At 61.0% G+C, this 20,077-nt stretch carries 16 protein-coding genes; all 16 read right to left on the bottom strand.

Annotated elements, in window-relative coordinates:
• Positions 1-27: 27 nt before the first annotated feature.
• Entirely contained in the window at positions 28-663 is a 636-nt protein-coding gene (locus HU719_RS19665) for a class I SAM-dependent methyltransferase (RefSeq protein WP_186536553.1), read from the bottom strand.
• Positions 660-1,358 (bottom strand): WbqC family protein, encoded by a 699-nt coding sequence (locus HU719_RS19660; protein WP_186536551.1) that lies wholly within the window; start codon positions 1,356-1,358, stop codon positions 660-662. Before HU719_RS19660 ends, HU719_RS19665 begins: the two co-directional genes overlap by 4 nt.
• A 110-nt stretch (positions 1,359-1,468) precedes the next feature.
• Positions 1,469-4,228 carry a glycosyltransferase gene (locus HU719_RS19655; protein WP_186536549.1) on the bottom strand — a complete coding sequence of 920 codons (2,760 nt, stop codon included), beginning with the start codon at positions 4,226-4,228 and terminating at the stop codon, positions 1,469-1,471.
• A gap of 44 nt (positions 4,229-4,272) precedes the next feature.
• Positions 4,273-7,833, bottom strand: coding sequence for a glycosyltransferase (locus HU719_RS19650; RefSeq protein ID WP_186536547.1), 3,561 nt, complete (start codon positions 7,831-7,833; stop codon positions 4,273-4,275).
• Between the two features lie 137 nt (positions 7,834-7,970).
• The gene (locus tag HU719_RS19645) at positions 7,971-9,542 is read right to left on the bottom strand and encodes a flagellar hook-associated protein 3 (protein ID WP_186536546.1); all 1,572 of its coding nucleotides are present in this window, start codon (positions 9,540-9,542) and stop codon (positions 7,971-7,973) included.
• A 13-nt stretch (positions 9,543-9,555) separates the two neighbouring features.
• Positions 9,556-11,610 (bottom strand): flagellar hook-associated protein FlgK, encoded by a 2,055-nt coding sequence (gene flgK / locus HU719_RS19640; RefSeq protein WP_186536545.1) that lies wholly within the window; start codon positions 11,608-11,610, stop codon positions 9,556-9,558.
• Positions 11,611-11,621: 11 nt separating this feature from the next.
• The gene (gene flgJ / locus HU719_RS19635; protein ID WP_186536544.1) at positions 11,622-12,809 is read right to left on the bottom strand and encodes a flagellar assembly peptidoglycan hydrolase FlgJ; all 1,188 of its coding nucleotides are present in this window, start codon (positions 12,807-12,809) and stop codon (positions 11,622-11,624) included.
• A gap of 9 nt (positions 12,810-12,818) precedes the next feature.
• Entirely contained in the window at positions 12,819-13,928 is a 1,110-nt protein-coding gene (locus HU719_RS19630; RefSeq protein WP_422631732.1) for a flagellar basal body P-ring protein FlgI, read from the bottom strand.
• Positions 13,929-13,940: 12 nt separating this feature from the next.
• Complete coding sequence (gene flgH, locus HU719_RS19625; protein ID WP_186520190.1) at positions 13,941-14,636, bottom strand: flagellar basal body L-ring protein FlgH; 696 nt, start codon at positions 14,634-14,636, stop codon at positions 13,941-13,943.
• Between the two features lie 30 nt (positions 14,637-14,666).
• Positions 14,667-15,452 (bottom strand): flagellar basal-body rod protein FlgG, encoded by a 786-nt coding sequence (gene flgG, locus HU719_RS19620; protein WP_186520191.1) that lies wholly within the window; start codon positions 15,450-15,452, stop codon positions 14,667-14,669.
• A 47-nt stretch (positions 15,453-15,499) separates the two neighbouring features.
• Positions 15,500-16,240 (bottom strand): flagellar basal body rod protein FlgF, encoded by a 741-nt coding sequence (locus HU719_RS19615; protein WP_186520192.1) that lies wholly within the window; start codon positions 16,238-16,240, stop codon positions 15,500-15,502.
• Between the two features lie 349 nt (positions 16,241-16,589).
• Positions 16,590-16,781: a hypothetical protein gene (locus HU719_RS19610; protein ID WP_186520193.1), complete on the bottom strand. Its 192-nt coding sequence runs from the start codon at positions 16,779-16,781 to the stop codon at positions 16,590-16,592.
• Between the two features lie 66 nt (positions 16,782-16,847).
• Positions 16,848-18,203 carry a flagellar hook protein FlgE gene (gene flgE / locus HU719_RS19605; RefSeq protein WP_186536542.1) on the bottom strand — a complete coding sequence of 452 codons (1,356 nt, stop codon included), beginning with the start codon at positions 18,201-18,203 and terminating at the stop codon, positions 16,848-16,850.
• Between the two features lie 30 nt (positions 18,204-18,233).
• On the bottom strand, positions 18,234-18,944 hold the full coding sequence (gene flgD / locus HU719_RS19600; protein WP_186536541.1) for a flagellar hook assembly protein FlgD: 711 nt from the start codon (positions 18,942-18,944) through the stop codon (positions 18,234-18,236).
• A 15-nt stretch (positions 18,945-18,959) separates the two neighbouring features.
• Positions 18,960-19,397, bottom strand: coding sequence for a flagellar basal body rod protein FlgC (flgC, locus tag HU719_RS19595; RefSeq protein WP_186520196.1), 438 nt, complete (start codon positions 19,395-19,397; stop codon positions 18,960-18,962).
• A gap of 2 nt (positions 19,398-19,399) precedes the next feature.
• A complete protein-coding gene (gene flgB, locus HU719_RS19590) occupies positions 19,400-19,807 on the bottom strand; it encodes a flagellar basal body rod protein FlgB (RefSeq protein ID WP_186520197.1) in 408 nt (135 codons plus the stop codon).
• Between the last annotated feature and the right edge of the window lie 270 nt (positions 19,808-20,077).

Raw genomic sequence — 20,077 nt, 5'->3', positions numbered from 1 at the left:
CAATAAACAGAGTGATCGGGCAGTTCGTCAAGAAGCCTTGCGCACGAGCAAGGTGAACTCGTACAAACCGTAGTCATGCAAGAGTGCCACCTCTCTGGAGTAGGTTCTTTTGCACAGATCAAAGTAGAAGCACGGATCACCGTAGTAGAGGTAATCACGCATGAAGGGAGGATCCGAATACGAAGTCAGGCAGTTGAAGGCAAAACCTTTGCGTGAGCAGGCATCCATGCTGCGGAGCACCTCAGCGATATACCCTTCCCATGCCGCACGCGACGCATCCTGGCGCACGTTGAAAATGCCACTCGCTACGGCATAGTCCGCTTGCCGCGAGCTTTGCCTGGCAACTTCAAAATGAACTGAATCGCACTCTGGATGCTGCTGGCGCGCCGCCTCGATCATTTGCTCCGAGAGATCATAGCCATGGTAGTCACACGCCACGCCGCGCTCCTGCAACCAGCTCAACAGCGCACCATAGCCGCAACCAACATCAATCAGGCTGAAGCCTTGCTGCTGTTCTGGCGCAGGCACCAGGCTGAGTAACTGGGCAAACCTCAGTTCCTGAGATGCGCTGCCATTCCAATCAACCCCCTGCGGGGTGGCGCCGTGCTCACGGATACGGGACGAGTAATACCGCGCTACGTCTTGCAAGATATCTGCGCTCAAGGATGTCGCTCCAGAAAGGTTGACGCGTCGCTGCCAGTGTTGAACAGCAGGTCGATGATGCTTACCGCATGCTGAAACTCGCCGTGCAACTGCGGGTACTCGGGGTAGCCTGCGTAACTCATGTACGCAACCTCAATCCCGGCAGCAGAAAAGGCGGCGTCATCCAGGTAGCAACCCGCTGCGGGCCCGGACAGGTATTCAGTCGCGCTCAAGGCCTGGCACAACTGGATCAATCGCTCATTCTTGCCCTCGCTGTAACCCAAGTCTTCAGAGCGGTAGATGGGCGTCTGAATACCTAGTAGCGGGCAAAGGCCGGTGATGAACAACTGGTTGATGCGCGAAAGGTCGTCGACCCCGGCTGCCTGCTCGTAAAGCGCACGGACAGCCGCTTCCATCTGAGCGAAGCAGGACGCTCGCCGGTAGCTCATCTCCAGCGTTTTCCAGTGCTTGGCAGCCCAGTCCGGTTCGCTGACTTGTACCTCGTTGATCAACTGCTCGTAGCGCCCGCGGTTTTTCACGGGGACAGTCAGCCAATGCTCACCTTGGGCAGTCTTGATCTTGTTGCGATTCCGCCAGTCGCGCCGGGTGTACTGCACATCGTCATACAGAACGAATGCATCGACGCTGCGAATCAGATCGAAGTAGCCCTTCCAGGGAATGTAGTTGGACTGAACTACCGCCACTTTCTTTTGCATCCAGAACCCCATCTGCCCGAACCGGTAACATGCTGTGCAGCATGTCAATAAAACGGCACCTGGCAAGAAAAAGCCGGGCTTGAACCCGGCTTTTGCAATTCCCGCGCCAGCTAGTCGAGCTGCGCAAGCCAAGCCGGTTCATCCGCCGAACTCAGTGGCTGAGCCACTGCATCGTCACGGCCCGGCGCAGAGAACGCCGCCGGCCAGGCGTGGGCCGCCTGGTCTATTGCATCCTGACAAGGGGTTGGCAATTGCTGGGCAAACACTAACGAACGGGGCGTCCAGATCACCATCAAACCGGCGTGGGCAACCGCCAGCGAGATGCTCAGGCCTGCATCCAACGAAGCTTGCACGCCGCCACAGTGCTCAAAAACGTCCTTGCGCACCATCAGGCAGGCATCCGCTACAGCGGCGCATTGGCGAACCGATTGCGGCCAACGCACCTCGATGCCCTGTTCTACCGTGAAGCCTTTCCACGGTTCTTGAACCCCAGGCCCGGCAAGCAACTGATAACCGGCGTGGACCAGAACCCCTTCCCCGGTGTGCAGGCACGCACCGACAACCCCTACCTCAGGGCGCTGCCCTTCGTTCATCAAAGCCTCGATCCAGGCCGGCGAGTTGACCTGACAGTGCTGGGACAGCATCACCAGATACTCGCCACGGGCCTGGCGAGCCGCAAGATCGAGCAACGCTGGCCGCGCCGCCTCCGCGTCACCGACGAGCAAGCGAACGCGCCCGGCGAATGTATTGAGCGCGGGATCTTCAACGTCCAGGACATTGCCGGCGCAAGCCAGCAAAATTTCATAGCGCGGGTAGCGAGTACGCTGCAGGATTGCGGTGAGGCAGGCCTGCAATTGCTCCCTGTCACCCTCGTATGCCAGAAGAATGCTGACCAGCGGAACCGCTGAGTGGCGGAAATCAATCGCCAGCCCAGCTGTTTCCAGATCGGTGACATGCCCACGATAACCCAGTTGCGCCAGGTGACGGTTGAGGATGAGCACAGCCTCTTTGGCCATTTCATGCCCGGCTTGACGGCCAACGACGAGGTATTCATCCATGTGCGCAAGGCTACTCACGCCCCGCTCTTCCACAAGCCGTAACAACAGGTCCAGTTCGCAGGCATGGCGGTAGGTTTCGCTGTAGCCACCCAGGTCAACAACCGACTGGCGTTGTACCAGCCAGTGGCGGGACATCAGGCCAGGCTGTCCACGCAGCAAGTCAAGGTCGGCACCTGGCCGCACTACCTCGTGCAGTCGCCCCTCGGCATCGCGTTGCACTTCGTTGCAAGCAATGGCCTGGCAGGCCGGCGCGCTGACAAGCTCAACCAGCAAACGTTGCAGACCACCGGCCAGCAGCGTGTCTCCGGCATCGAGCAGCAGCAACCATTCGCTGGATAATTGCCGCACTACCTGATTGAGGTGGGCAAGCCAGTTGTTTTCGTTCACCTGGATGAAATGCAGCACATCCCGCGCGGTGGTGATTGCTGGCGGCTTGCCGGTGGTGAGGACCACCAACTTGAAATTGCGCAGACCACACGCCAGCAGGCTATCGAAGGTCGCCTGCAGCGCTTGGGCATCATCGTGCAAGTCGAGCACCACAAACGCCAATTGAGCGGTCTGATGCTTGGCAAGATAGCTCTGAATACGCTGGTTGCCAGCAGCGCCTGGTGTGGCACGTGCAATATCTGCCAGCACCTTACCCGATGACGTTTGCTGCAAGCGCAGGCCAACGCCTGGAGCCGGCACTTGCTGCAAGCGCTCGATCCAACTGCGCAGCTCGCGAGCGCGCTCCAGGTCTGCAGGGTCGCTCAGCATAGGCAGCAGACGCAGGCACACATCAAGATTGAACAGGCCCAGCCCCAGCGCCTGCCAATATCGCTGCTGCAAGCTTTCGCTGGTGTCGTTGGGGTGCACCAGCAGCAAATCGTGCTGACGAACCCAGGCCCCCTCGAGCAAGTGCTGGTGACGCTGCCCGACAGGCCACACATGACAGAGGAACTCGATTGCGATCAGTTGCTCGAACAATGCATGCGTGTAGTAAGGCAACTCGAGGTACTGGCGGCTTTCGAAGGCCCGCTGCGGGTCGGCAACAATGCTGTCCCAAGTGGAGGTCACCAACAACGGCGCCTCAAGCTGCTCATAAGTGCTGCGAACGAACAGGTTAAGCACTCGGAATGCTTCATCGTCTGCCTCTACACCAGCTGGCTGGCCCTGCCGATCGTGCAGCGCTCTCACCAGTTGCACCTGGCGCTCCTCGCGCACTGAGGGTGCGAGGTCGCAAGGTTGGTAGTCGCAGACCACATCAGTCTGATGCAGACGCGCTATCGCCCCGGCTTGCAACAACTTGCAAGACAGCGCGACGAGAAGGCTTGCGCCTTGCAAATCGTTCGGGAGGGTAGCCACAACCGCTTGCAAGGCCGAGACGCGGACAACCGCGCGCCAGGCTTGTTGACCTGCGCTGGCATACTGCGACACACGCGCCTGCGCGCCTTGCTGCGAAGCGTCGGCAAGCGCCGCGCCCAATTTGTGATACGACACGTGGTTGGTGCCTGGCACATAGCCCAGTGCATAGCCTTGTGCAGCGTCCACATGCGGCTGGGCCTGGAGACAGGCCGCCGCGTTATCCAGTGCCTCACCCAGGACGAAATCGCTGTCCAGCGCCAGCATCACCAGCGCTGTGGACACCTGGCCCAGCGCCTGCTCCAGTGCCGCGCGGCTGACACCTGCGGCACCGGCCTGGTGCGTAGCGCTCTGGCCCAATATGCCTTGCCCAAGGTAGTAATGCGCCGCACGTACACGCGACTCCGAGGATTCCTGACCAAGCAAAATGACGGTTACATCACTGCGCGATCCTGTTGCGGTTTCGATCATAGTGCACCTGTTCAAGTATTCGTTTGGACGCCCGGCGTCAGTAATCAGTCGGCCAACCAAGCATTGGCCCAATGCTGCAAGTGGTGTTCATCGAGTACGTAATCGCGCAGCACTGATTCACGCAAGGCGTCCCCCATGGCGTAGCTCGCCACGCTGTCGTCAAGATGCATGCGGATCGCCTCCAGCCACTGCGCGCTAGTGTTCTGCCGCACCCGCGTACAAGGCAGGTAACCGGCGTAGGCCTTGGTGTCAGTACAGATCACCGGGAAACCGCAGGCGCCGTATTCCAACAGACGCAGATTGCTCTTGCAGTCGTTGAACAAGTTTTGCTCAAGCGGCGCTAGTGCCAGATCGAGGTTGAGGCCGGCGAGTTTTTGCGGATAGAGCGAGAACGAGATCCCTTCGTGGAATTCCTTCACGTAAGGAAGCAGCTCCTCCGGGCACATGCCGAAGAACACCCAGTCAACCTCGCGGGACAGGGTCTTCACCACATCGATGATCAGTTCCAGGTCGCCCCTGTGGCTGGTTCCGCCGGCCCAGCCAACCCTAGGCCGGGCCGTCGTCTGGCGCTGGCTGAGCAAACCTTTCCACAGGCTCGCCGCCAGCATGTTGGGCACGATCCGGATATCCTGATGCATGCTCGACAACGCATCAGCCAAAGGTTCGGTAGAAACCACCACGCGATCGCAGAGACCTATGGCCTTGGCAACCAGTTCGCGCATGTTGTCCGGCATTTTCCGCGCGTGGTCGTTCTTTTTCGGCGGATCGATGATGTAGTCATCGATTTCGTAGATCCGCCGCGCGTTGCTATAGCGCTTGAACTGGGCGATCTCCTGGGTGCCGGCAGGCGTGTACCGGCACTGCAGAATCAATGCATCTGGTTTTTCCTGCTCAAGTTCGATTACCCCGGATACATTGTAGTTGATCCGTCCCTGAATCCACCCTGCCCGCTCCAGCTCGGTGAATGGCTGCACTACGCGGTAATGGCCAATAGCTGTGGTGTTGCTCGGCAGCGCCAAAACGGTCGGCATCACCCGGGCAATGAAAGGGTCCCAGCTGCTTCTGAGGCCTGGTTCAAAATTGAAGTTGGGGTACTTCAGGCTGAGGTTGCGGTTGTAGGCCTGATCGCTGGCCAGCACCGACAGCCAGCGGTCGTAGAAAACATCCATACCGACCTTGCCAGCGGCCCCGGCCGCTATGCCCTGAGGCCTTGCTACCCTGGAGAACGGCGTCCACACCACCAGGTAGCCTTGGCTGCGCGCCCGTAAGCAGAGATCTGCTTCAAGCAACCCCTCACCCAGCTGGTCTGCATCGAGCCCGCCAAGCTCAGTGAACAGGTCGCGACGAACCACCAGGCAATGCAGACTCAAGGCGCTCCAGTTCTGCACCATCTGCAAGCGCCCCATGTAGCCGTCGGCGTGCATCGGGCACCCGAGGAACGGGCTACCCACTGAACCGTAAAGGCCAAGTACCAGCCCCGCCGAGACTACCGCCCCGTTATCGTCGAAGAGCTTGGGCCCTACCAAGCCGACCTCGGGGCGCTGCGCCTGGAGCATCAGTTCGTGCAGCCAGCTGCTATCGAACAAGACACAACCGACGTCCAGCATCAACAGGTACTCGCCACGCGCATGCTGGCTGGCCATGTCAAGGCTACGCGCCTGGCCGAGAGCTGCGACCTCGATGAAGCGCACTTGCTCGACTCCCAGTTGGGCCATCGCCTGCAACCAGGCGCACACGTGCGGTGGGCACCCTTCGTCGCCTACCAACAGAACCTCGAAATGGGGATACGCAGTTCGACCCATCAACGATTCGATGCATCGCTCAAGCGTCATCAAATCGCTGCCAGCGTAGACCAGGATAGAAACCATCGCAGGCTGCGGATGTACATAAGTGACGCGCGTCATGGGGCTTGCGCCTTGCTGCTCGACTAGCGCAGGTACACCCAAACGCTGCAAGTGGTTTCGTACCACTTCAGTGGCCAGTGCAGCATCGGCGGGGTCTTGCAGCCAATCGCTGTAAGTGCGCAGGCTTTGGACCAGGACCTCGGCGATATGCTCGACGACATGCAGCCCCTGCGTCTCGACCATGCGCCAAAGCATATCGTGCGGCGCGAACCTGCCAAGCTGCGGGTTCAAACCGCCCAAGGTGCGAAGTTGATCGACATTCAAGGCCAACATGCGCCCTACATAGGGCACGCTGCGCATCAGATCGAGGTTGAAGTCGGGCTTGAACACCGGTGTGCTGGATTTAAGATTGTCATTGGCACCTTCATCGCTGTAGATGCACAGACATTCTGTACGCAACACCATGCGCTCTGCCAGCAGCACCAGAGCGTGCTCATGCAAGCGGTCACCCGCTTCAAGCAGCAATACCCAGTCTGCCTGGGGATTTTCCGCAAGCCATCGATTGAGCGTTGTTGCCATGTCATCGCGCAGCCGCAGATGGCGCACGTTCTCCAAGGTATTGCTGGCAGGCAAATCAGGCCCGATCACTAGCGTAAATGCGGCCGGGTAGGACTGGTTGTGCAGGCTTGCCAATGTCACGCGCAAGGCCGCCTCTTGCCCCAGCCTACTCTCGATAACGGCAACGATGCGCGGCTGGCGCGCCCATCGACCAATGCGCTTGGGCAACAATTGCAATTGGCCCGCTGAGAACTTGCGGCTTTCAAGCCACTGCGCATACAAGTCGTCGAAACTCAGGCTGTGAACGCCTACCTGCTGCTGGAAGTTGGCCATTTGACCGGAAAAGATCAGTCGCAGATCAAACTCATCCCACACCAACGGCCGATCTTCGCGATACTCTTCGAGCAAACAGTAACGAACCCAACCGTACGCCGGGGCCGCTTCACCGGTACTGCCCTGGAACATCTGCAACAACCAGTCGGTTTCGCGCTTTGCCGCTTCGGTCATGCTGGTTTGATGGCTGAGCCGCCCTGGATGCACACGCTCAAGGCTCAACACCTGGCTCAGGCTACACAGGTGGCCTCGGCGCAGCAAGCATGCGTACAGCGCCAGATCAAGACGTGCGGCAAATCCCTGCCCTTCCTGCACCAGCGTAGCCAGGTACTCCTGGACTTGCGCGCGACGAAACAAGGCATGGCTGAAACCGCCGAACAGGTTGGTAGCGTTGTCCGCAACGCAGTGCAGCAGGTCATTACCATGCAGCACCGCATCGTTCATCGAAATGACGAAATTGAGAAGGCGAGATGGCAACAGCACATCGTTCGCGGATATCAATAAACGCTGGCCAATGACCATGCTGACCTGGTCATTGGCTTGTAGCGCCTGTGCCTGGAGGCCGACACAGTTGGGGAACAGCGTATCGTCATCGCAGAGAAACTTGATCATTTCTCCGCGGGCGTGCTCAAGGCAAGCCAGCATGTTGCGTGCAAAGCCACGCCGCACAGGGTTGCGAATGTAGCGCAGCACCGCTGTAGCGTTAGCCAACTCCTTGCACAGCGATTCGATCTGCCCGTCACCGCTGTCGTCGCAGACGACGATTTCCAGGTTGGCATAATCCTGGGCGAGTGCGCTGACCAGCGTGGCCCGAAAGAACTCGATATTGAACGCAGGAATGGCGACTGTCACAAGGGGTTGTACGTTCACAAAGCGCTCGCTTAGCGGTGTTCGGTTGTAAGCGCCGCACCCCCTGCCTATGTCAGCGAAGGGCCGGCGGCAGGGTCACGGTCACGCGATGGACGAGGGGGAACCCCCCTCGCGACAACCTGGAACAGTCGAATCGATCAGATGTAATTGACCAGCGACAAGCCTGCAACTTTGGCGTAGGCCTGCAGCGACGCCTGCAGCATGTTGGTCTGCATTTGCAGGCGCAGCATGGCCTCGACCTGATCGGTTTCACGCAGCGACTTCTGCGTCAGGGTGTTCTCGTTGCCCAGCGCCTCATTGGTTTCGGCCTGGATATCCAGCGCCTGGCCACGGCCACCGATTGCACTAATGGAAGAAGACACCTGGTTGATGCCGCTGGAGACATTGCCAATTGCCGAATCCAGCGATGCCTTGAAGTTCTGCTTGGCTACCGGATCACTGTCTATCGGAGTCTTCAGGGCGGAACGCAGCTTGCTGACGGTATTGAGAATATTCTGAGTCTGGTGGGTATCGACCTTGATGGCATACGAATCGCCTGGCGCCGCAGGGCCCGACAGATCAATTTGCACACCCATGGCGGTGGCGCTGTTGCCGACCATGGTACCGCTTGTGACCGGGCGACTATCAGCCGAAACCGGTGCGGCATAAAGCTCGTAGTTGGTTGCGCTAGTGAACTTGAGCACCGCCCCCTCGGGGAACGCTGCTTTATAGGCGACCGGATCGGTGACGCTGGCGCCGCTGACCTGGCTCGAGGAGGCATTGCCCGGGCTGCGGGTCCCGCTGATTTCGTCGGCCTTGGAACTCAAGCTGAAGGTGTGCCCGGCGATGGCGGCATCCGGGTTGACCGAGTCGCCGGCCTGGAAGCTGATGTTCAGGCGCAGATCGACGCCACGGAAGGAAACCGAGGTGTTACTGCCGTTCGGGTCGAACTTACCGCCCTGGGTAGCTTCCAGGGTGACGTCGGTACCGCTGGCGTCGGTGATCTTGAATTCGGTGCTGCTGGTGAACTCGATGCTGTACGGCTCGCCGCTGCGGAAGCGGTCGTTGTACACGGCGCTACCGGAAACCTGGCCGTTGGACAGGCTGACACGGCCGTCGTCTACCGCCGGAGCGGTCAGGCTGGTCTGGCTGCGGCTGGTGTTCAGCGCCTGCTCGAACGCGGCGTAGCCGGTTTCGTTGGCCGCCAGCGACAGGGCATCGCCCACCTGCAGCTTGAGCTGAGTCTGGTCGCCCTGGTAGGTGTAGGTACCATCAGCGTTGCGCGCATAAGGTGGGGTGTCGCCCTTGGAGCCGGAGAACAGGTACTTGCCGTTCTCATCCTTGCTGTTCATCAGCGAAAACAGTTGCTGCTCCAGCGCTTCGAGCTCGTCGGCGTTGGCCTTGCGATCGGAGTCGGTGAAGCTGGCGTTGCCGGAGCTGATCGCTAGTTCGTTGACCTTCTGCAAGATGTTGCCGATGGAGTTCAGGGTACTTTCGGCAGTGCCCAGCGAGTTGCGCACGCTGGTGATGTTGCCGCTGTACTGCTTGAGCATGTTCTGCTGCTGCTCAAGCTGCAGCAGGCGGGCAGCTGCGACCGGATCGTCGGCGGCAGTTCGCACGCGAATGCTGTCGTTGGCCTCCTGCCGAGTCTTGTCCAACTTGGCGAAGTTGTTCGTGTAGTTGCTGCTGTTGGTGTTGTAGAACTGTGCAGTAGAGATGCGTACGCTCACGATCTACGACTCCTTAAAGGCTATTGATCAGGGTGGCGAAAGTTTCCTGGGCCGCCTTGATGATCTGCGACGACGCCGTGTAGTACTGCTGGAACTTGATCAGGTTGCCGGTTTCTTCATCAACCGACACGCCGGACAGCCCGTCGCGCGAATCCTGGGCCGACTTGTGCAAGGCGGTGGTGGCATCGCTGTCCATCTGCGCCTGGCCGGTCTTGCCGCCGACATTGGACACCAGCTTGGCGTAGGCATCGGTGAAGCTGATGCCCTTGCCGTTGGCGTTCACATCGACAGTGGACTTGGTCTGCAGGTCGATAACCGACTGTGCATTGCGGTTGTCGGCAGAACCAGAGGCGGTCATCGAGACGGTGAAGCTGTCACCGGTCTTCGGCGCGCCGGAAACGTTCATTTCGAAGCTGAAGGTCTTCTGGGTGACGCCGTCGGCTTCGGTGATCGGGTTGCCGCTGGCATCGACCATCGGCACCGACAGTTTCAGCGTGTTGTCCTGGCCCGGCACGATGGTGCCGCTGCCGATGCTGTTACCTTGGGCGTCATACATCGTGTACGCCTGCGGCGAGGCCGTGTCGTCGGCGAACACCAGCTTGACGGGCGTGGAATACTTCAAGCCCGTTTGCAGGTCGCTGCTCTGGGCGGAATCGTAGATGTTCACCAGCGACGTCAGGTTCGGCTGGGTGATGCTGCCAGTACCCTTGTTGCCCGAGGCGCTGGTGCCGGTCAGCGGCGCGGCCATGGCCAGGCGCTTGGGGTCGGTCAGGGTGGCTCCGATGTTGGCAGCCGCGTTGCGCGTTGGGGTGATCTTGAAGCTGTCGCCGGCGCTCAAGCCGCCGCCATTGAGCGACAGGCTGAAGCCGTCGATCACAGGTGGCGGGGTGGTGCTCAGGTCGAAGGTGCCCATGTCGGTGCCATCAGGCAGCTTGCGCACGTTGTAGCCGGTGGCGCTGGTGAAGGTCACCTGGTAGTCGCTGGTGCTGAGCTTGCCGGTATCCTTGATGGTCACATCGAGGTTGCCGGAGCCTGCGCTGTTGCCCGACTTGGCAATGCTGCGCCCGGCGATGGCCTTGTCGCTGTTGATGTCAGCAAACAGGCTGGCACCGAACTCGCCGTTCTTGTCGATACCTTGTGCCAGCTGGCTGTTGATGGCATCGGCCACCACCAGTGCCACACGGCCCAGCTCGTTCAGCGCAGGGTCCAGGGTTTCCTTGCGGTAACGGATCAACCCGCCCAGCTCGCCGCCAGTGGTGCCGTTGGTAATGTCCATCTGCGTCGAGCCGCGGTTGAGGATCAGGCTCATGCGCGTCGGGTCGGTGCTGCTGGCGGCAACGCCGATGGTTTGGGTGGTGTTGCCCAGTACCAGCGCCTGGCCGTTTTTCAGGTAGACGTCGTAGTTGCCGTTCTTCTGTTCGACGACATCGGCGCCGATCAGCTTGGACAGCTCGCGCACCGCGCCATCGCGCTGGTCGAGCAGGTCGTTGGGCTGGCCGGTAATGGCCGACATCTTGGAAATCTGGCCGTTCAGGTCAGCGATGGTCTTGGTCAGGTTGTTCACCTGAGTAGCCAGCGATGCCATGTTGCTGTTGACGTTGTCGTTCTGCTGGTTCAACTGCGCCGACAAGGTGTTGAAGCGCTTGGCCAGCGACTGCGCGCTGGTCAGCAGCAGCTGGCGCGAGGCGTCTTCGGTCGGCTTGGCCGAGGCGTCCTGCAGGGCACTGAAGAAGCTTTGCAGGGCAGCGGTAATGCCGGTATCGGCGCTGGACAGGGCGGTATCCAGCGGGGCGATCTGGTTCAGGTAGCTGGTGGCATCGGCCGACAGCGCGGTGGTGGTGCGCAGCTGGTTCTCAAGGAACGAGTTGTACACACGGCGCACGTCGGCGAGCGTGGTGCCGGAGCCAATGAACACCTGGCCGGCCTGCTGGCCGCCCTTGGTCTTCTGCACGTTCTGCTGGCGCGAATAACTGTCGACATCGGCGTTGGCAAGGTTGTTACCGAGGGTGTAAAGCCCCGACTGCGCGGCGCCAAGCCCCGACATACCAATGTTTAGTAAACTCGCCATGGTTCAAGCCCTTAAAGTTTCGTTGTGGTACCGAGCGACGCGTAGCTCTCGTACGACTTCATCTGTCTTGCGATCTGCGAGATCTTGCTGGCGTAGTTCGGGTCGGTGGCATACCCCGCCTTTTGCAGCTCTCGCACAAACTGTTCTGGTTTATCGGCAGACTTCACCGCTTCTTGATAGCGCGAGTTGTTCTGCAACAGGCTGACCAGGTCGTGGAAGCTGTCCTGGTACGAATCGTAGGAACGGAACGCTGCGGTTTCCTTGACGAACTGGCCATCACGGAACTCGCTGGTAATCGCCCGTGCCTCGCCACCCTGCCAATTGCCGGTGGCCTTGATGCCAAACAGGTTGTGGCTGCTGGAGCCATCGCTGTTGCGCATGACCGACTTGCCCCAACCGGTTTCCAGCGCTGCCTGGGCGACCAGGTAGCGTGGGTCGACGCCAATACGCTTGGCGGCTTGCTCGGCCATCGGCAGCATGGTGGCAACGAACTCGTCGCTGCCGGCGAAGGCTTTTTTCGGTGCCAACGGTGGCTGGGCCACGGCGCGCCCAAGGATGCGCGTGCCATCGCTACCGGCGGCAAACGCCTGCGCCGGCTCCCAGTCACCCTTGGCCACACCGTTGACCAGCGGCTGCCCTTCACGGGCCGGCACGGGGGCGGTGTTGGTGGCGGTTGAGGGCACGATCCCGGCCAGCAGACGGTCGGTGAGCTTGCCCGGCAGCGCCAGGCGCCGCGAGTTGAGCGCCGCCACGTCATTGCGGTGGTTGCCGTTCTGCGCAAGGTTGGCCGCATCGACCACCTTGGTGCCCCACAGCGCCGGCGCCGCACCTTCAATGCGCGGGAACGGGCTGGTATTAGGGGGCGCCGCCTTGTTTTTCGACAACTGGCGCACCAGCACGTCCTGCAGGCCAATACCGCCGCCCTCGCGGGACATGCTGACGGCCAGCTGCTGGTCATACATGTCGCGGTACTGTTTGACCGAGGAGCTGTTCGACACACTGTCTTCGTCGGCAAGCTCGTCGGTGGCCTTGCGAGAGGCCTTGAGCATTTCACTGACGAACAGCGACTCGAACTCCTGGGCGACCTTGCGCACGTTGGCGTCGCTGTCGCGGTCGCCAAGCTTGAGCGAGCTCAAGCGGTTGAGGTCGGTGTAGGCGCCGCTGTCGGGCTTGCCGGAAATCAGGCTCTTGGAGTCCATGGCGGGTCCTCAGATCACGATCAGGTCGGCTTGCAACGCGCCGGCCTGCTTCAGGGCTTCGAGGATTGCCATCAGGTCACCGGGGGCTGCGCCCACCTGGTTCACGGCACGGACGATTTCATCCAGCGTGGTGCCAGGGCCGAACTTGAACATCGGCTTGGTTTCCTGCTCGGCATTGACCCGCGAGCGCGGCACCACGGCCGTCTCGCCATTGGAGAACGGGCCAGGCTGGCTGACGATCGGGTCTTCGGTAATGGTCACGGTCAGGCTGCCGTGGGTCACCGCTGCCGGCGACACCTTGACGTTCTGGCCAATGACGATGGTGCCGGTACGCGAGTTGATGATGACCTTGGCCACGGCCTGGCCTGGGTCGATCTCCAGGTTCTCCAGGATCGACAGGTAATCGACGCGCTGGCTTGGGTCCATCGGCGCACTGACCCGCACCGAACCCCCGTCCATGGCCTGGGCGACACCTGGGCCAAGCAGTTCGTTGACCTTGTCGACGATGCGCTTGGCAGTGGTGAAGTCCGGGCGATTGAGGTTCAAGGTCAGGCTGTTGCCCTGGTTGAAACCGCTCGGCACCGCTCGCTCGACGCTGGCACCGCCAGGAATACGGCCTGCCGACGGAACGTTGACGGTGATCTTCGAACCGTCACGGCCCTCGGCATCGAAGCCGCCCACCACCAGGTTGCCCTGGGCGATGGCGTAGACGTTGCCGTCGATACCCTTGAGCGGGGTCATCAACAGGCTGCCGCCGCGCAGGCTCTTGGAGTTACCGATGGAGGACACGGTGATATCGACCACCTGGCCCGGCTTGGCGAACGCCGGCAGGTCCGCATGCACCGACACCGCCGCGACGTTCTTCAACTGCACGTTGCCGGAGCCGGCCGGCACCTTGATGCCGAACTGCGACAGCATGTTGTTGAAGGTCTGCAGGGTGAACGGGGTCTGCGTGGTCTGGTCGCCGGTGCCGTTCAGGCCCACCACCAGGCCGTAGCCGATCAGCTGGTTGGACCGTACGCCAGAAATACTGGCGATATCCTTCAGCCGCTCGGCATGGGCTGCGAAGGCGCAGGTCAGTAGCAGTGTCGCGGCAATCAACCGTCTAGCGTTGAACATGGTCATCCGTACTCAGAAGGGCCAGAGCGGGCTGAGGAAGAACCGGTCGAACCAACCAGGCTGGCTGGCATCGGCGAACGAGCCGGTCCCCGAATAGGTAATGCGCGCATCGGCAACCCGGGTGGACGGCACGGTGTTGTCGGTGGAGATATCGTCGGCGCGAATCATGCCAGCGATACGCACCAGCTCTTCACCGGTGTTCAGCGTCATCCACTTTTCGCCGCGTACGGCGATGATGCCGTTAGGCAGCACTTCGGCCACGGTCACGGTAATCGAGCCGGTCAGGGTGTTGCCCTGGGACGCCGAGCTTGCGCCCTTGGTCGCCCGGGTGCCTTCGTAACCGGCATCGAGCGTCAGGTCGCCGCTGCCCAACGGGTTGTTGGTGTTGGGGATGGCACCGAACAACGACGTCAGGCCGATATTGGCCTTGCTGTCCTTGGCGATCTGCGAGCCTGCGTTCTTGCTGGCCGAGGTGCGCTCGTTCAGGGTAATGGTGATGATGTCACCGACCCGGAACGCCTTGCGGTCGGTGTACAGGCTCTGCTCGAAACCGGACTGGTAGATCGAACCGTTGTTGGCCGCCGCCGGCAACGGGGTGCGCGGCAGAACCGGCGCATAGTACGGGTCGTTGGGCTTGGGCGTCGGCGCGACGCAACCGGCCAGCGACACCGCCCCCCCCAGGGCGAAAACGAACAACAGACGCTTCATGACATACCTCACGGTGTTACTGAGTTTGGCTTACAGCTGCTGGGTGACGAACGACATCATCTTGTCAGCGGCGGAGATGACCTTGGAGTTCATCTCGTAGGCGCGCTGGGTGGTGATCATGTTGACCAGCTCTTCCACGGTGCTCACGTTGGAGTTTTCCAGGGTCTGCTGCAGCGTGGTGCCGAAACCGTTCAGGCCCGGGGTACCGACCTGCGGCGCGCCGCTGGCTGCGGTTTCCAGGAACAGGTTGTCGCCGATCGCCTGCAGGCCGGCCGGGTTGATGAAGTCAGCGGTCTGCAGGTTGCCGATCACCTGGGAGGCCGGGTTGCCGGCGGTGGTGATCGACACGGTACCGTCCTGGCCGACGGTGAAGGTCTTGGCATCGTTCGGTACGACGATCGCAGGTTCCAGGGCAAAACCATTGACGGTCACGACCTGGCCATCGGAGTTCAGGTGGAAAGTACCGTCACGGGTGTAGGAAACAGTGCCGTCCGGCTGCAGAACCTGGAAGAAACCACGGCCATTGACGGCCAGGTCCAGCGGGTTCTCGGTGGTTTGCAGGCTGCCGGTCTGGAAGTTTTTCTGGGTGCCGACGACACGCACACCGGTACCGACCTGCAGGCCCGAAGGCAGCTCGCTGTCCTGGGTGGACTGCGCACCTGGCTGGCGCTTGATCTGGTAGAGCAAGTCCTGGAACTCGGCACGGTCACGCTTGAAGCCGGTGGTCGAGACGTTGGCCAGGTTGTTGGAAATGACGGTCAGGTTGGTGTCCTGGGCGGACAGGCCGGTTTTAGCGACCCAAAGAGCCGGAAGCATCAGTATTCTCCTCGTGCGCCTGTTTTACGGCACCCGTTCAAGTGTGGTTAGCCGATTTGCAAAACACGCGCCATGGCTTCATCGCCTTCTTTGGCAGCGCTCATCATCTTTACGTGCAGCTCGAACTGACGCGACAACGCCAGTACCGAAGTCATTTCTTCAACGGCGTTGACGTTGCTGCCTTGCAGGAAGCCCGACACGACGCGCACTGTGCCGTCAGCCGGTGCCGCCTGGCCGCTTTGGGTGTGGATCAGGCCGTCAGGGCCTTTGGTCATGGTCTTGATGTCGGGGTTGACCAGCTTGATGCGGTCGACCTCGGCCATCACCCGCGGGTCTTCGCCCATCGAACGGATGCTGATGGTGCCGTCAGCGCCCACTTCGACCTTTTGCTCAGGCGGAATGGCAATCGGGCCACCGTTGCCCATGACCGGCATGCCATTGCCGGTACGCAGCACGCCAAGGGCGTCAATGTTCAGGCTGCCGGTGCGCACATAGGCTTCGCTGCCATCGGGCGCCTGCACGGCGATGAAGCCGTGGCCGCCGACGGCGACGTCGAGGTCACGGCCGGTTTCGATCATCGGCCCTTCACTGAAGTCGGTGGCGGGACGCTCGGTCATGGCGAAGGCGCGCGACGGAAAGCTGTCGCCGAATACCGGCATCGAGCGCGCCTGCTCCAGGTCACGCTGGAAACCATTGGTGGTAACGTTCGCCAGGTTGTTGGCATGGGCCTTCTGCGCCAGCGCGTTCTGGCTGGCGCCGGTCATGGCCACGTAAAGCATCTTGTCCACAGTCTTCCTCCGCTGCACTGGCGTTCGATTGCCGCTCGCCGCTGCTATGCAGGCTACAAAGCAAGTTCCGAACCAACTTTTGAAAAACTTGAAAAAGCCCGTGGATACGGGCTTTGCGTCGATAAGCTCGGGCGTGGCGTGCCGGATAACCGGCGCTGGGTTGCCGCTTGCGGCAATACAGCCCCCACGCGACGCGATCCCTCGTAGGAGCGGCCTTGCGTCGCGAAAGGGCTGCCAAGCAGCCCCGGCGATTGTGCATGAACCCGAGATCCTGGGGCTGCTGCGCAGCCCTTTCGCGACGCAAGGCCGCTCCTACACACAAAGCCCGGATCGACAGCCGGGGGGAGATTCAGTTGTTCAAGTCCCGGCAACCGGCATTGTTAAAGGGCCCGGCAAACTTCTTCCAGCCCTCCCCCGGCGCCCACTGCGCGCACACCAAGCGCCCATCGGCCTGGCTTTCCCAGCGCCACCAAGGCGCCATAGCCGCCTGCGCCTGATAAAGGCCGAACACAGCCAGCAGCATGACCAGCAGCTTTTTCATAAGCGCTCCTGCAAAAATGACGAACCCCTTCAGTGAAGGGGTTCGTCCAGTCCCGCTCAGCCAGCATTAGCTCATCTGGATGATAGTCTGCATGATGGTGCTTTCGGTGGAGATGGTCTTGGCGTTGGCCTGGTAGTTGCTCTGCGCCTTGATCAGCTCGACCAGCTCTGCGGTCAGGTTGACGTTGGAAGCTTCCAGCGAGTTGGACTCGACGCTGCCCAGGGTGCCGGTCTTCGGCGAGTCGATACCCGGAATGCCCGAAGCGAAGGTCTCGGTCCAGCGGGTACCGCCGATCTGCTGCAGGCCCTGGTCGTTAGCGAAGCTCGCCAGCGCTACCTGGCCAATGGCCCGCGACTGCTGGTTGCTGAAGCTTGCGAACATCACGCCGGTGGAGTCGATCGACAGGCTCGACAGGATACCGGTGGCGTAGCCATCCTGGGACTGCGACATACGCGCGGTCTCGGTGTTGTACGAGGTGGTGCTGTTCATCGACAAGCGCATGCCGCCAGTGGCCGCAGCCGAACCGTTCGACGCCCAGTTGCCGGTAGCATCCTTGGCCGCAGGGACCCAGCCATTGAGCGTGAAGGTGTTGTTGGTCACCGTCCACGCGCTAGGCGGGGTCACCGCTTCGGCAGCCATCGACAGCACGCTGCCGTCGGACTTGAACTTGATGGTACCTTCCAGCGGGTCGGTACTGGTCGGGTCGAGCGGGTTACGGCCGTCGACCAGGGTGTACATGGTCCACTCATTGGTGCCGGTCTTGCGATAGAACTGCTCCATGGTGTGCTCGTTACCCTGGCTGTCGTACACCTTGGTCGGGAACGACTTGGTGTAGGTCGTGTCGTCCGAAGGGTCGAAGGCCGGGCCACCCGCATCTGCCGGAGGAGCAGGCGCTGGGATGATCGGCAGGGCAATGATGTCGGCTTCGGAGTTCAGGTTGATGCCCTGATCGATCAGGGTGGTAGCCTTAGGCGCCAGCGCCGAAGTGTCGATCTTCAGGTCGGTCAGGATGCCCTTCTTGATGTTGCCGTTTTCATCAGCCGCATAGCCCTGCAGGCGCAGGCCGTCGGAGGTAACGACGAAGTTGTCCTTGTTGTTCTGGAACGCACCGGCACGGGTGTAAACCTGCGCGCCGTTGTCCGACAGAACGAAGTAGCCCTGCCCCTGGATACCCATGTCCAGCACGTTGCCGGTGTTGTTCACGTCACCCTGGCTGAACTGCTGGGAAACCGCAGCCAGGCGCACGCCGTTACCGACCTGGTTCTTGCCCACGCCCAGACGGTTGGCGCCGGCGTACACATCGGCGAACTCGGCACGCGAGGACTTGAAACCAGTGGTGTTGACGTTGGCGATGTTGTTGCCGGTAACGTCGAGTTGTTTGTTGGCTGCGTACAGACCGCTAAGGCCGATATTGAAAGACATGCTGTTGCTCCTTTTGCCGTTCTGTCGGCCTTAGATACCGATGGTTTGTACGTCGGACAGGGAAACCTTGCCCACACCTGCGAGGTTGAGAACCATCTCGCCGGTGGTGTTGAAGCTGACGCTGGTGACCTTGGCCGGCAGCAGGGTGTTCATCTGCACCGACTTGCCGTCCACCGTGGTGGTGGCGGTAAAGGTGTAGGTACCCGGCGCGACCTTCTCGCCCTTGGCGTTGGTGCCGTCCCAGATAAAGTCGGCGTAGCCGGCTTTCTGCTCGCCCAACTCGATGGTCTTGACGGTATTGCCGTCCTTGTCGGTGACAGTGACCTTGGCCTCGTTGATGGCCTGCGGCACGACAAACTGGGCGTTGAAGCTTTCGGCGGTATCGACCACCGCCTTGGTGTTCTGCACGATCACCGAGCGCCCGACCAGGGACGAGGCCTGCAACGCCTGGGACGACGCCATGGCGCTGGTGATGTTGGTCACCGACTCGTTCAGCGAGGTGATGCCTTCGAGGCTGCTGAACTGCGCAAGCTGGGCCACGAACTCGCCGTTGTCCTGCGGATCGAGCGGGTTCTGGTGCTGCATCTGGGTAACCAGCAACTGCAGGAATGCATCCTTGCCCAGGGTGCTGTTGTCGTTGGTACCGCTGAGGCTTTTCTTGTTGGCGGCGTTACCGGAACTCACGCCCGAGGAGGCGATCACGTCGTTGAGGTTTACACCGCTGGTAGAAGTCGTTGCCATGGTTCGGATTCCTTATCACTGACCCAGGGTCAGAACTTTCTGCATCATGGCCTTGGCGGTGTTCATCAGCTCGGCGTTGGTCTGGAACGCACGGCTGGCGGAGATCATGTCAGCCATCTCCTCGACCACATTGACGTTGGGGTAGTAGACGTAGCCGTCCTTGTTCGCCGCCGGGTGATTGGGCTCGTAACGGGCTTCCAGATTGCTCTGGTCCTCGATGATGCCCTTCACCTGGACGCCCTGCCCCGCTTCACCCTGCTCTTCGAACAGCGACTGGCCTGCTTGCGCGTTCTGGAAGGTGGTGGCGAATACCGGGTGGCGGGCACGGTAGGTCTGATCGATGCTCGACGAGACGGTCTCGGCGTTGGCGATGTTGGAGGCAACGGTGTTGAGGCGGGTGTTCTGCGCGCTCATGCCGCTGCCGGCGATGTTGAAGACACTGGACAGGGACATGCTTATTCTCCGCGCAGGGCTGACACCAGCCCTTTGAATTTGCTGTTGAGCAAGGTGAAGCTGGCCTGGAAGCCGATGGCGTTTTCGGTGTAGTTGGACTGCTCGATATGCGCATCGACGGTGTTCTGGTCCACCGACGGCTGGGTCGGGGTACGGAACTTCAGGGTGTCGTCAGCCATGGCCAGGCCTTCGGCTTCGATGTGCCGGGTGTTGGTGCGATCCAGGGCGATGCGGCCTTTTTGCTGCTTGTCCGCCTCGGCGGCGAGCACGGAGGAAAAGTCCATGTCACGCGCCTTGTAGTTAGGCGTGTCGGCGTTGGCAATGTTGTTGGCCAGCACCTCGGCGCGCTGGGCGCGGAAGCCCAATGCCTTTTCGTGGATGCCAAGGGCTTTGTCGAAGCTGATGCTCATGTCTGGGAAACCTTCAGAGGTTGACCGGAATTTCGTTGGCAAAGCTTTAGCAAGGGCTGTGCCACTTTCACCAAAGCCCGGAATCTGCGGGCTGCGCTGGGTATTGGGGTTTGCCGGCTGCCAGAAAAGCGGCAAAGCGCTTCCGCCTTGGCGCAGGCAAGCGGCAATTGCCAGGCGGCAACAGCGGCAAAACAAAAAATTGACGTGGGTTGCGGCGGGGTTAGCGGCAAGCCTGTGCCGGCCTCATCGCAGGCTATCGCCAGCTCCCAC

The organism is Pseudomonas farsensis (assembly GCF_014268805.2).
Classification (GTDB): Bacteria; Pseudomonadota; Gammaproteobacteria; order Pseudomonadales; family Pseudomonadaceae; genus Aquipseudomonas; species Aquipseudomonas farsensis.
This window is presented reverse-complemented; position numbering and strand designations above follow the sequence as displayed.